The organism is Kineothrix alysoides (assembly GCF_000732725.1).
Lineage (GTDB): Bacteria > Bacillota > Clostridia > Lachnospirales > Lachnospiraceae > Kineothrix > Kineothrix alysoides.
In genome coordinates, this window is sequence record NZ_JPNB01000001.1 from 659,583 (window position 1) to 673,202 (window position 13,620).

Here is a 13,620-nt window from a genome sequence, read left to right on the forward strand (position 1 = left end):
ATAAAAGCAAGTATGCTGGATAGAGATAAAATAGAGATTAGAGAATTAAAACTATCTGAAATAGAGGATGGCGTCCAACTGATTTGGGAAGTATTTCAAGAATTTGTTGCCCCTGATTATATGCAGGAGGGAATAGATGTTTTTTATGAGGAATTTGTTCAGGGAGAGTGGTTTAGAGCAAAATTTGCAAGCAGAAAAGAAATCATGTATGGGGCATTTATTGAAGATATACTGGTAGGAGTGTTGTGCTTATCTGAAAAAAACACAGTATCATGTGTGTTCATAGATGGAAACTATCATAGGATGGGAATTGGGAAAGAGTTATTTTATGCAATTATTGAAAAGCTGCATAACAAAGGCGTAAAGAGGATAACATTAAATGCCTCTCCATATGCTGTTCCATTTTATCATCATATAGGTTTTGTGGATATAGGTATACAAACTGAGTATAAAGGAATTGTATATACGCCGATGGAGCTATTACTTTGAAAATTATCTTAAAGTCTATTCTTTCGGTTTATGGAATTATTAAATAAAGTGTAAAGAGAACCTCTCTTCTTTTAAGATTTCTCCCCATGAAAGTAAACTATTGCACAAGTTTGTAAAAATATGGTACAATAATTTCGCAATAATCCGATAAATGAGTAAACGCATATAATCTGATTGAATTTGATTTTCAAGATTAAGGGGATTCATAAATGTAATTAGAAAAAGCGTGGCAAACAACCACGCGTTTTTTATGCAATAGAAAAATGCATCTATTATAGAAGCAATGGATGCGCAGCTACGCGCGCAGAACAAAAGCTTTGCTATCGAAGAGCTTGGTTGTGAGAGTGGACGAAGCACATATTACGGCGGCAACGGGACGGGCAAGAGTAAAGAGTAGTGTCGGCGGTATATAATTATCTGCTTTTTATTAGTTTCATGATTCAAAGAGAATTTGTTTATAAATAATTATGGAATGCAAGGTGGGTGCAGGAGGCGGCTATGAAATTAGGAGAGGTAGGTTTTTTAACAAATGATGTGGTCAGGCTGGCAGCCTTTTATAAGTTTTTATTAGAAATTGAAAATGGAAGCGACGACAGTGTACACCAGACTATCATTGCGGAAGAAACGATGCTGACTATTTATAACGACGGCTCTTCCAAAAACAACCAAAACCAGAATATTTGTATCGCATTTACGGTAGATGACGTGGATAAGGAATATGAAAGACTACTGAAAAAGGGTGTTAAGATAATAGATAAACCGGCAACTCGTCCTTGGGGAGCCAAAAATATGAGCTTTTCCGATCCCGATGGAAACACGGTGTATTTAAGAAGCTTTTCTGAGAATGTGAAAGAAGGATAGAAAATGAGGATATTGTTAACCGGCGCTAACGGCTTCCTGGCATCGAGGCTGTGTATAGCATTAAAAAAACATGAGGTTATGGGACTGACTCGCGGGCAGATGGATTTTACGGATTGTAATGAGGTTGAGAATAGAGTAAAAGAGCTTTGCCCGGATATTATAATCCATTGCGGAGCAGTATCTGATATAGGAGCCTGCGAAAAGGAACCTGAGCTGTCATATAAGGTAAACGTACTGGGAACAGAAAACATAGCTAAGGTATGCGGGAAATATGGAGTAAAACTGATTTTTTGCAGCTCGGATCAGGTTTATTTAGGACATGCAGGGACTAGCCCGCATTCAGAAGAAGAAAGTTTGTGTCCGCCACACGTCTACGGTAAGCAGAAGCTTGAGGCAGAGAGAAAATGTCTGGAGCTAAACGAAAATAGCGTAATCTTGCGGCTTAGCTGGATGTATGATAAGGAAATGAGGATAGATGCAGAGCATAGCAGCTTGGTGACCAATGTTCTGAAAGCGGTACGGGAGGGAGCGGAAATCAGATATCCGGTATTTGATTTCAGAAGTATTACCAATGTATGGGAGGTTGCTTATAATGTGGAAAAGGCATTCGACCTTTTTCCCGGAATTTATAATTTTGGAAGTGAAAATGACCTTTGTACCTGTGACGTGGTAAGGCATATTTTAGGGCTGAGAAATATTTCGGAAGCAAAGGCAGAAGAAGACAGAAAGTCGTTTGCGGATAATCCAAGAAATCTTCGGATGGATATAAGCAAGATACAAAACTGCGGAATTGACTTTTTGAGTACGGCGGCGGGCTTGAAAGAAGCATTGAAGGACATGAAGGAGCTAGAATAATAAGTGCAAGAAATGAAACAAGCTTAAATATAATAAGCCTATAACTTTTTAAGAATATAAGAAAAGGTTATAGGCTATTTGATACTCCGTCTGTGAAAAGCAACAATAGTTAGCATCAGCAATGGGAATGGTAACATGAAAAGTGGTGTCAATAAAATAATAAGGGCAGGAAGAGCAGATATCCGCATAGAAAGTCTTGTAATCCCCCATTTCTTGATATAAAATCAGAATATGAGTATAGTATGGAAACAAAGAAGAGGGAGTAAAAATGAGTGAAAAGAGAAAAGACCGAAGAATGGAACTTGAATCCACACTGATTATGAAGCGCCTGGATAAAGACGGCGGCGATAAGGAAGTCAAAATTGACGTGATAAATATATCCAAGTCCGGTGTAGGATTCCTATGTGAGGAAGAATTAGAGATAGGGGCAGTTTATGAAGGCTTTCTGAGAATATGGATGAAGGAGGTCATTCATACTTTTGTTGAAGTAGTTCGTATGGAACGAAGCGGCGATAGTATAAATTATGGCGGCTTGTTCATTGGAATGCCGGAAATGGAAAGTCATAGGATTGATGTTTACGATTTGGTAACTTCCGTGCAGGAGAGGATGAAAAACGAATCGGAAAATAATCCGGAGGATAAGAATTGAAATTGCATGAGATTACAATAGAAGAGGCATGCAGGGATGCTTATTGGAAGAAGCAGGAAGAATATTTAATAAGAGATATTTTCCCTAATGAATCGATTGGCAGCCCTATTACGCAGGAGGATAAGGAGTATTTTCTTTCAGAAAAATATAAGAGTGGGATGATTGCCTTATGTGATAGGACAATTGATCGGGCGCATATGATATTTTTCAATAAAGGAGAAATTCAAATCGGTTTTTGCTCCTATTGCGTATATGCTTCAGAAGATGGAAAGTGCTTTATCTTAGACTTTTGCATTTACCCGGAGTATAGGGGAATGGGATATGGAAAAGCCTGTTTTAAGCAACTTCAGAAGGAAGCACAAGGTGCGAAATATTATGAGCTGAATTTATCCGATGAAGAAAACCGGCGATTTTGGATGTCCTTAGGTTTTGAATACAACGGATATGACCAAGATGGAAGCATTTTATATATTTTAATGCAGAAAGGTTCGGAAGAGATTTTCTGTGAGGATTTAAAGGAAGAGGATTATTGGCAGATTCTAAAGCTGCATAATGGATATCTGGCTGAAAAAGAGGCAGCTTTTTTTAGTGATGAAGAGCAGGATGAGCTCATAAATAAAATAGAACGGGGCGAGCTTTATTTCTTTGTGGGAAAGTGTGCGACAAGAGCTGTGGGAATGTATTGTGCAGATACAAAAATATTGTTTGTTGAGCCTCTGTTCAGGAAAAGAGGAATTGAAAAGCGGCTGATGGATTTTTCGGCGGCATTCCTAAGCAGAGCGGAGGAGACGAAATGATGACAATAAGAAGAGCACAGGAAAAAGATGTAGAGGGGATTAAAAGACTTCTTTTGCAGGTAGCAGCGGTGCATCATCAAGGACGTCCTGATTTATTCAAGGGGGGCAGCAGGAAATATACGGACGGGGAGATTAAAGAGATTATTCTCGACGAAGGCAAGCCGATATTTGTGGCGGCCGATGAAGAGGGATATCTTATGGGTTATGCCTTTTGTGTATTCCAGCAGCACATAGGGAGCAATATCCTTACAGATGTAAAAACGCTGTACATCGATGACCTTTGTGTGGATGAAAATATCAGAGGCCGCCATGTGGGAAAGCATCTTTATGATGCGGTCATCGAATTCGCAAAAGAAAAAGGGTGCTATAACGTTACATTGAACGTATGGAGTTGCAATGAATCAGCAATGAGATTTTATGAAAAATGCGGTCTGAAGCCACAGAAAATTGGTATGGAGACCATACTTTAGAAAATATTACCGGAGCATACATAGATGAAAAGCATAATTACAGATGGCAGGGATGAAAGATTTATTTCCCTTTGTCGCAAGCTGGATGAATATTTGAATGATATTGTAGGCGGCAATGAGATGCGGGAGAAGTATGACCAGTACAATACTTTAGAGGATATTCACGACGTTGTACTTCTTTTGCGTGGAGAGACGGCAATAGCCTGCGGCAGCTTTAAAGAGTATTTGCCAGGGATTGTAGAGATAAAGAGGGTATTTGTTCGTAAAGAATATCGTCAAGCAGGTTGTGGAAGAAAGCTCATGGAGGATTTGGAGGCGCTGGCAAGGAAAAAGGGCTATTGCCAACTTATTCTAGAAACGGGGAAACCATTGGAAGGCGCTATGAAGCTATATAAAAGGCAAGGCTTCCATATCATCGATAATTATGGACAGTACGCTGATATGCCGGAGTCGATTTGTATGCAGAAAAGCCTTTAACGGGAATGTGAAGACGAGACAAATACCCCCGATGGACAGGTCATACACGCCTTTGTGCGATTTTGTCTCTTGTTGGGAACAAAATATAAAATAGAAAATTGAGTATGTATGTAATCGCTAAAGAAAGAAGGCGTTCAAATGAAACAGATAGAATACTGCGAGGAATTGACTCCTGAAGATTATAACAGACTGCGGGAAATAGTAGGTTGGAAAAGGCTGACAGAGAAGCAGGCGGTAAGGGGCCTTGCAAATACGACCTTTCTTATATCCGCATGGTCTGATGGGAAGGCAGTAGGTATGGGGAGAGCATTGTTTGATTACGGATATACGGTATATATCGGAGATGTGATTATAATGCCGGAATACCAAGGCTGTGGAATCGGCGCTCACATTGTCCAGGGCCTTATAAATAAAGTGAAGGAGGCAGCAGAAGAAGGCGGCGACCTTATGTTTTGCCTCGTTGCTGCGGAGGGGAAAGAAGAATTCTATGAACGGCTGGGCTTTCAAAGAAGGCCTTGCGAAGGACTTGGGGCAGGGATGTCTATGAGGGTAATAAAGCATGAATAAAATAGTGGATTAAAAATGGTAAATAGGGAAACAGCCCCAATTACGGTATTGTAATTGGGGCTGTTTTGAAGGATTATTCTCTTTTACAGAAAAAATTGTTGAACTCTTTGCGGTCAGTGATAAATAAAAATAAAGGTTAACAACGCAATAATAAAAAGTCCAAAATGCAATAAGTCAGCGATCGTAAAATTGTTGTTCATTATTCCACCTCCTATTTGAAATATGTAAATATAAAGAAGACGTTATGTGATTAATTACATTCCCATATTATTGAAGTTAGGAACGTGTGTGCATACATATATATATGCGTATATGCTGGGGGTGTGATAAAAGGGTATTATTTAATAAAATAATGAATATAATTACGGTGTCAGAAGATATTTCTGTGGGTTGAAAAAATAATATGGGTCTGTGAATCTTATAAACAGGAGAAGGGATTGGCATTTTCGCCAGTCCTTTTTATTAAGCAAAGCTGGATAATATTTCTATATGTTATTAAAGATGCGTTTTGGGGTTATTAAATAGTTCAGCATAAATATGGTGTATGGGATAATCACTTTTAGTATAAAATTTATAATATGTATAAAATATCAGCAATATTCTACAATATATTGTACAATCTTACCATTTATAATATAATATATATTGATAACTTAAATTCACTATTTCGATATATTATTAAGGGGAATGTGTATGATAGCACATATTAATGAAAAAAGTGGAAAAGAACAATCAGTACTGGAACATTTGGAAAATACGGCTAAAATTGCGGGAAGAATAGGCTCAGAGGTAAACTTGGAGAATCTTTCATATATTACGGGATTTATGCACGATTTAGGAAAATGGAGAAAAACGTTTGAAAACTATTTGAGAGATGCAATAGCTGGAAAGGCTGGTGCCTACCGGGGAAGTGTAAATCATAGTTCGGCCGGTGCTATTTATATATATAATCACTATTATAAAGGGAGCAGAGAGGAAAAGCTAACGGCACAGCTCATTTCTGTTGCGATTTTTTCCCATCATGGACTAATGGATTGCCTGACACCCGAAGGCGAGCCTACCTTTATGAAACGCATAGCGAGTATACAAGATTTAGAATATGAAGAGGTCATCAACAACTTGCGTGAAAATTTGTTTTGTGAAGAACATTTAGACGAATTATTTAGGGCAGCAGTAGAAGAGGTGAGGCAATTTCAGCGTAAAATAGAGAAACTAGCTAAGCAAATTACATCTTTGATAACGGACGAAAAAGAGAGGAGAAAAAAAGAAGTAACACTTATTACTTATTTTCATTCGGTTTTGGAAAGGATGCTTCTTTCTATATTAATCGAAGCAGATAGGTTGGATACTGCAATATTTTGTATGGAGAGATCCGAGTTCATATGCCAAGAAGAACGTAAGGATATTTGGACATCGCTTGTATATAATTTAGAAAGCTATTTGGAACAATATCAAAAATCTGACAAAATATCAATTCTTAGAACAAAAATATCGGAAGAATGTCTGCAATTTTCAAAACGGCCAGCAGGAATCTATAGGCTTTTTGTACCGACTGGTGGTGCGAAGACATTGAGCAGCCTTCGATATGCGGTTCATCATGCCAAGAAGTATAATAAAAAGAGAATCTTATATCTGGCTCCTTATTTGAGTATTTTAGAACAGAACGCTGAGGTTTTTCGGGAAGCACTGCATAGGGAAGAATTTATTTTAGAGCACCATTCTAATATAATAACCGATGCCAATGAAGAAACATGGGAAGTGGACAGACGTAAATTTTTGACGGAGAACTGGGAGTCACCTATTATTGTAACAACATTTGTCCAGTTCTTAAATACTTTATTCTCCGATAGCACACAGTCGGTTCGTCGCTTTCACAGTCTTGCCGACTCGGTAATTATTGTAGATGAAATACAGTCGATGCCGTTAAAGATTGTGAGTAACTTTAATCTGGCAATAAATTTTTTACATGATATGCTTAATGCGACAGTCATCCTTTGTTCCGCAACTCAGCCTGAACTTGAAGGCGTGGAATATCCCCTTTATTTTTCCTCTGAAAAAGATATTATAAAAGACTACACTTCCTTGTATCAAGAGTTCAAGAGAGTAGAAATCATAGAGAAAGAAGGACTGTTTGATATAGAAGGTTTAAAGCGATTTATTGTGGAGATTATTAAAAAACAAAACAGTCTCTTAGTGATATTGAATACTAAAATAATAGTTAAGAATGTTTACCAAGAGTTATTGCATTATTATGAAGAATGTAATGATGAGGTAAAAATCATACATCTTAGCAACAACATGTGTGCGGAACATAGATTAAGGAAGATTGAGGAACTTAAGGAGACGCTTGGGAAAGAAAAAATAATTTGCATAAGTACGAATTTAATTGAAGCTGGTGTGGATTTATCTTTTTCTTGCGTAATTCGCTCGTTTGCAGGGCTTGACAGTATTGCGCAAGCTGCGGGTAGATGTAACCGAAACGGAGAGATACCGGATGGGTTGGGGATTGTTTATCTAGTAAATATGAAAGATGAGAGCTTGGACATGCTGGAGCAGATAAGAATAGGTGCGGAATGTAGCAAGGGTATCGTGAAGGATTATCATATAGATTGTGAAGCATATGACAACAGTCTCCTTTCTCCTAAAGCCATGAAAATATTCTATCAAAGCTATTACCATGGCGAAGAACAAAAAAGCTTAATGAGGTATCCAATTAGAAAATTAAATACATCAATGATAGAGCTGCTTAGTCGTAATAAAGTGGGTATGGAGGCATATGTTGATAAATATGGAAGAGAGCAGCCTCTTGATATGCTGCTTTTTCAGTCATTCAAATCTGCGGGAAAAAGTCTCGAAATAATTGATCAAGAGACGATAAGCGTACTGGTTCCATATGAGGAGGGAGAAGGGATTATTGCAAGATTGAACGGTGAACCAGACTTAGAAGAAATTCCGTCTTTATTAAAACAGGCACAAAGGTATACTGTAAATTTATATTCTCATCAGATGAAGGAGTTGAATAAAAATGGTGCGCTTGCAAATCTTTTGGAGGGAAATATCATAGCGCTGAAAGGAGGATTTTATGATGAAAACATAGGGATTAGAGTGGACGGGAATATGCAGTTTTTGACGGTAGATTAAGGAGGTGTGAAATGGAAAGAGAAAACAGCATTGAATTTAAGGTATACGGGAAAAGAGCCTTATTTTCCGATCCGATAACAAGAACGGGCGGAGAGAAATTCTCGTATCAGGTTCCCACTTATCAGGCTTTGAAAGGAATTGCGGAAAGCATATACTGGAAGCCAACACTTATCTGGTATATAGATAAAGTAAGAATCATGAAAAGTATTCAGACAGAGTCGCAGGGAATGCGTCCTATTGAATACAGCGGAGGAAATACGCTGTCTATCTACACTTATTTAAAAGATGTGGAATATCATGTGAAGGCTCATTTTGAGTGGAATGAGGGCAGACAAGAACTTTCCGCGGACAGAAATGAAAATAAGCATTATTTTTGTGCGAAGCGTTTTTTGGAGAGAGGAGGAAGACGGGATATTTTCCTTGGAACAAGAGAATGCCAGGGTTATGTAGAACCTTGCAGGTTTGAAGAAGGGGGTGGAGCATATGATGATTTGGAGGAACTGGCACTTGGGCTGATGGCGCATGGAATCACTTATCCTGATGAGTCTTATGTAAATGATGGGATGATGAAAGTAAGGTTTTGGAAGCCGGTTATGCGTAACGGTGTCATAGAATTCTTAAGACCGGAAAACTGTGAAATGATAAGGGATATTAGAAAAATTGAAAAAAAATATTTTGGGCAGCATAACTTTTCGGGATTGAAAGAGTTCGAAAGTTGGAAAGATTTCTCAGAATGGCATGAATGTGATGAAGAAACAGGAAAGACAAAAGGCGGTGAGCATTCCAAAAAGGAGGTGAGATAAAGTGGGATGGATGCAGGAATTATGTAATACATATGAAAAGGCATCGGATTTTGTAGGAAAAGAGGATGATACGGGAACAATTTTGCTGCCGATTGCTCATTCTACGCAAAATGCTCAGATAGAGGTTACGATAGATGTAAAAGGGGAATTTTGTGATGCCAGAATCTTAGGTAAAGGAGAGGGTGTTACTATTATTCCGGTTACGGAAGATTCTGGAAGTCGTTCCAGCGGTATTACTCCTCATCCGCTTTTTGATAAACTTTGCTATATCGCGGGCGATTATACAGATTTCTGCGATGGGAAAACGCAAGAGTTTTTTGATGCCTATATTAAACAACTTGATGACTGGTATCTGTTCGGCTGCCACCCTTATATTGAAGCAGTATATCACTATCTGAAAATGAAGACCTTAATAGAAGACTTGGTAAAGACTGGTATCCTCGTTCTTAATGTGGAAAATAAAATTGATGACTCCGTTAAGGTGGGAAATGTGGCACAGTCTGAGGCCTTCGTTAGGTTTCGCATACGGACAGATCCAAAGGTGGGAAGCGGAATAGGAGAGATATGGAAGGAATCCGAAGTCTATGATGATTATATTAGATATTATTTAACTAAAATAACGAAAACCGATTTGGACTACATAACAGGTAAGCAAATACCCTGTTCGGACAAGCAGCCATCTAAAATTCGTAATAGCGCAGATAAGGCAAAATTGATATCGGCCAATGATACCAGCGGATTTACATACAGGGGAAGATTTACAGGACGTGAAGAAGCATTATCCTTAGGATATATTCCGTCACAAAAGGCTCATAATGCTTTGAAATGGCTAATTGAGCGGCAAGGATACCGGAGGAACGATAGGGCCATCGTAGTATGGAATCCGGAGATGAAAGAGGTGCCCAACTGGTGGGAAGATACTTACGGATATTTCAAGGAGGAGACAGAGACCGACTTTTCTGCTTCTTATGCGTATAAGGTACGTGAGGCTATTAAAGGGAAATACTGTGATTTGGACAATAAAAATGCAGATATCGTAGTGATGGTTATGGATGCAGCTACCCCGGGACGGCTTTCTATTACTTATTACCGAAAGATAATGGGCTCCACTTTTTTGCAGAAACTAATTGATTGGCATACCTCCTGTATTTGGTCGATGCGGTATCGCAGAGATAAAAACGGGAAACCGGTCGTGATGGCGCCTACAGTAGAGGATATTGTAAAGATTGCTTATGGACATGAGCAAAACGAAAAATTGTCAGTGGATGATAAGTTAAAGAATATTACAATAGAGCGCCTTTTTCCATGTATCATCGACGGAAAAAAAATTCCGGAGGATATTATGTGTGCGGCGGTAGAACGCGCAAATAATCCTCTCGCGTATAACACGAGAAATCGGAATAAGATAATGGATATCACATGTGCACTGTTAAACAAAAAATATGGAAAGGATAAGGGTGAAAATATAATGGCGTTAGACCGAAATAGTGAAGACATAGATTACCTTTATGGCCGGCTGCTGGCGGTTGCCCATAAGATGGAGTATGATACTTACACGGATGAAGAAAAGGGGAAACGGGATACAAATGCGGATAGATATAGGAACCGAATGGTACAAAATCCGAATAGAACATGGATGCTTATCTATGGGAGGCTGCTGGATAGCTACAGGAAAAAATTAAGTGTTAAAGCACAGACTTTTTATCAAAAAGAAATTCAGCAAATCTGTGATTTAATGAATCCTAAAGTTGTATCGGAAAAAGGACGATTAAATGAACAATATTTAATTGGTTATAATTGTGAGCTGAGCTATCTATATACAAGCCATAAAGACATAAATGAAGAAGAATGAAACCATAAATCTATAAAGTGATAGGACACACAATACATAATAGTAAATCAAGACATATTACATTAAGACAGACTATGTCATGATTATAGGAAAGGTTAGGTACATAATATGAATACTTTTACGAATAAAATAGATTTTGCAATGTTAATTACCGTAAATAGAGCTAATCCAAATGGAGATCCATTAAATGGAAACCGCCCGAGAGAAGATTATGATGGTCTGGGAGAAATTTCAGATGTATGTATTAAACGTAAAATAAGAAACCGACTTCAGGATATGGGAGAGGAAATATTTGTACAATCTGACGAGAGACGTAGCGATGAGTATAAAAGTTTGAGTGAGCGGGCAAAGAATTGTCAGGAACTTGCGGCGGCTCAAAAGAAAAAGGACAAGGAGGAATATGCGGCAGCAGCGTGTGGGAAGTGGATAGATGTAAGAAGCTTTGGACAGGTATTCGCGTTTAAGGATGAAAGTGTTTCTGTTGGAGTGAGAGGTCCGGTTTCTATTCATCCGGCGTTTAGCATCTCACCAATAGAAATTGTAGACACTCAAATTACCAAGAGCACCAATAGCGAACCGAGTAAAGATGGAAAGAAATCATCAGACACAATGGGAATGAAACATCGAATAGAATTCGGTTTATACATGGTGAAGGGAAGCATTAATCACCAGCTCGCAGAAAAAACAGGTTTTTCTGATGAGGATGCAGAGAAAATTAAGCAGGCGCTTCGGACATTGTTTATCAATGATAGTTCTTCCGCGCGTCCGGATGGAAGCATGGAGGTACATAGGCTGTATTGGTGGAAGCATAATTGTCAGATAGGGCAGTACTCATCTGCAAAGGTACATAGAACGCTGGATGTAAAAGAGGTGAATCCGGGAACGGCACCGAGAAGCATCGATAGTTATGAAATAACGCTTCATAATCTGGAGGGCTTGGAGCCTGAAATATATGAAGGATTATAGAGAAGAAGATTTTCTAATGCTTTCTGGCATTCAGCATTATGCTTTTTGTCCCAGACAGTGGGCTCTGATACATATAGAACAGCAGTGGAAAGAAAATTATTTTACTATTGACGGAAATATATTGCATGAGAACGCACATAATGGTGAAATGACAGAGAAAAGAAAGAATATTTTGATTACACGGGGAATGCCTGTATTTTCTCGCACGCTAGGTATTAGTGGGAATTGTGATGTAGTGGAATTTCATGCCGTTGAGGGCGGGATTACTTTGCAGAATTATGAAGGACGATATAACGTTGTACCGATTGAGTATAAAAGAGGAAAACCTAAGGAACACGATGCGGATGTCTTGCAATTATGCGCACAGGCAATTTGTTTGGAGGAGATGCTCGTGTGTGAAATAGAAAAGGGATACTTATACTATGGTGAAACGAGAAGGAGATTAGAAGTTTTATTCGACAAAGAAATTCGAAAGAGAGTAACAGACTCCTTTATGAAGATGCATGAATATTATGAACGCCGGCATACACCCAAGGCAAAGCCTACGAAAGCATGTCAGTCTTGCTCTCTATCAGAGATTTGCCTGCCTAAGCTTAGTAAAATCAGTTCTGTAAAAACCTATATGGAAAATAATTTGAAAGAAACATGAAAGGGATTTTCTATGAGAAAGTTGCTGAATATACTGTATATTACTACGCCGGATGCTTATCTTTCGCTGGATGGAGAAAATATAGTAGTGTTAAAGAATGACGAAACGAAGATACGGGTACCTCTGCATAATCTGGAGGGTATTATTACTTTTGGTTATGCAGGGGCAAGCCCTGCTTTAATGGGAAAATGTGCAGAAGAAAATATTGCCCTTACATTTCTTACGGCACAAGGAAGGTTTTTGGCGCGAGTAGTTGGTAAAACAAGGGGAAATGTAATTTTACGCAGAGAACAATATCGTATTGCGGATGAAGAACTAAAAGCATTGGGTATTGCAAAAAACTGTATTCTGGGAAAGGTGTACAATTGTAAACATGTAATTGATAGGGCAATTAGGGACCATGCGGCAAGGATCGACTGCGAAAAGTTAAAGTTAAGTTCCGAACAGATGGCATCGAGCTTGGATCTGATTAAAAATGTGAATAATCTAGATTCTTTGCGTGGATATGAAGGGGAAGCAGCCTCAAGATATTTTTCAATATTTAATGAGCTGATATTACAGCAAAAGGAAGCCTTCCTATTTAGTGGAAGAAATAAAAGACCTCCCCTAGATAATGTAAATGCACTGCTATCATTTGCCTATACTCTATTGACATATGACGTAGCTTCAGCCTTGGAAAGTGTCGGTTTAGATTCTTTTGTAGGATTTCTTCATACGGACCGTCCTGGAAGAGTTTCGCTCGCGTTGGACATGATGGAAGAATTACGTCCTTTTTATGCGGATCGTTTTGTGATTTCGCTGATTAATAAAAGGATTATAAATGAAAAAGGATTTGAAAAACAAGAAAATGGTGCAGTCTTTATGACGAACGAAACGAGGAAGGAAATACTTAGGTACTGGCAGGAGCGCAAGCAGGAAAAGATAAAACATCCATTCCTAAACGAAACAATAGAATGGGGACTTGTACCTTACGTACAAGCTATGTTGCTCGCTCGCTATATAAGAGGAGACTTGGACGGATACCCTCCGTTTATGTGGAAGTAG

General features: G+C 38.6%; 15 protein-coding genes. All 15 read left to right on the plus strand.

Features of this window, described 5'->3' with window-relative positions; genetic code table 11:
- Positions 1 to 12: 12 nt before the first annotated feature.
- The 15 genes from CC90_RS0103125 (at position 13) to cas1c (ending at position 13,620) form a co-directional block, all read left to right on the plus strand.
- Complete coding sequence (locus CC90_RS0103125; RefSeq protein ID WP_051869264.1) at positions 13 to 489, plus strand: GNAT family N-acetyltransferase; 477 nt, start codon at positions 13 to 15, stop codon at positions 487 to 489.
- 287 nt (positions 490 to 776) lie between these two features.
- Entirely contained in the window at positions 777 to 902 is a 126-nt protein-coding gene (locus tag CC90_RS24800) for a hypothetical protein (RefSeq protein ID WP_278245448.1), read from the plus strand.
- An 85-nt stretch (positions 903 to 987) separates the two neighbouring features.
- The gene (locus CC90_RS0103130) at positions 988 to 1,350 is read left to right on the plus strand and encodes a VOC family protein (protein WP_031389373.1); all 363 of its coding nucleotides are present in this window, start codon (positions 988 to 990) and stop codon (positions 1,348 to 1,350) included.
- A 3-nt stretch (positions 1,351 to 1,353) separates the two neighbouring features.
- Positions 1,354 to 2,205 carry an SDR family oxidoreductase gene (locus CC90_RS0103135; protein ID WP_031389374.1) on the plus strand — a complete coding sequence of 284 codons (852 nt, stop codon included), beginning with the start codon at positions 1,354 to 1,356 and terminating at the stop codon, positions 2,203 to 2,205.
- A 268-nt stretch (positions 2,206 to 2,473) separates the two neighbouring features.
- Entirely contained in the window at positions 2,474 to 2,854 is a 381-nt protein-coding gene (locus tag CC90_RS0103140) for a PilZ domain-containing protein (protein WP_051869265.1), read from the plus strand.
- Entirely contained in the window at positions 2,851 to 3,651 is an 801-nt protein-coding gene (locus CC90_RS22900) for a GNAT family N-acetyltransferase (RefSeq protein ID WP_051869266.1), read from the plus strand. The genes CC90_RS0103140 and CC90_RS22900 overlap by 4 nt, the downstream gene beginning before the upstream one ends.
- A complete protein-coding gene (locus CC90_RS0103150; protein WP_330373174.1) occupies positions 3,648 to 4,121 on the plus strand; it encodes a GNAT family N-acetyltransferase in 474 nt (157 codons plus the stop codon). Before CC90_RS22900 ends, CC90_RS0103150 begins: the two co-directional genes overlap by 4 nt.
- A gap of 24 nt (positions 4,122 to 4,145) precedes the next feature.
- Positions 4,146 to 4,598 (plus strand): GNAT family N-acetyltransferase, encoded by a 453-nt coding sequence (locus CC90_RS0103155; protein WP_031389378.1) that lies wholly within the window; start codon positions 4,146 to 4,148, stop codon positions 4,596 to 4,598.
- A 138-nt stretch (positions 4,599 to 4,736) separates the two neighbouring features.
- Positions 4,737 to 5,165, plus strand: coding sequence for a GNAT family N-acetyltransferase (locus CC90_RS0103160; RefSeq protein WP_031389379.1), 429 nt, complete (start codon positions 4,737 to 4,739; stop codon positions 5,163 to 5,165).
- A 693-nt stretch (positions 5,166 to 5,858) separates the two neighbouring features.
- Complete coding sequence (locus CC90_RS0103170) at positions 5,859 to 8,306, plus strand: CRISPR-associated helicase/endonuclease Cas3 (RefSeq protein ID WP_031389380.1); 2,448 nt, start codon at positions 5,859 to 5,861, stop codon at positions 8,304 to 8,306.
- An 11-nt stretch (positions 8,307 to 8,317) separates the two neighbouring features.
- Positions 8,318 to 9,109, plus strand: coding sequence for a type I-C CRISPR-associated protein Cas5c (cas5c, locus tag CC90_RS0103175; RefSeq protein WP_081905855.1), 792 nt, complete (start codon positions 8,318 to 8,320; stop codon positions 9,107 to 9,109).
- A 10-nt stretch (positions 9,110 to 9,119) separates the two neighbouring features.
- Positions 9,120 to 10,961, plus strand: coding sequence for a type I-C CRISPR-associated protein Cas8c/Csd1 (gene cas8c, locus CC90_RS0103180; RefSeq protein ID WP_242843283.1), 1,842 nt, complete (start codon positions 9,120 to 9,122; stop codon positions 10,959 to 10,961).
- A gap of 108 nt (positions 10,962 to 11,069) precedes the next feature.
- Positions 11,070 to 11,927 carry a type I-C CRISPR-associated protein Cas7/Csd2 gene (cas7c, locus tag CC90_RS0103185; RefSeq protein ID WP_031389383.1) on the plus strand — a complete coding sequence of 286 codons (858 nt, stop codon included), beginning with the start codon at positions 11,070 to 11,072 and terminating at the stop codon, positions 11,925 to 11,927.
- Positions 11,914 to 12,576: a CRISPR-associated protein Cas4 gene (gene cas4, locus CC90_RS0103190; protein WP_031389384.1), complete on the plus strand. Its 663-nt coding sequence runs from the start codon at positions 11,914 to 11,916 to the stop codon at positions 12,574 to 12,576. The genes cas7c and cas4 overlap by 14 nt, the downstream gene beginning before the upstream one ends.
- Positions 12,577 to 12,588: 12 nt before the next feature.
- Positions 12,589 to 13,620: a type I-C CRISPR-associated endonuclease Cas1c gene (cas1c, locus tag CC90_RS0103195; RefSeq protein WP_031389385.1), complete on the plus strand. Its 1,032-nt coding sequence runs from the start codon at positions 12,589 to 12,591 to the stop codon at positions 13,618 to 13,620.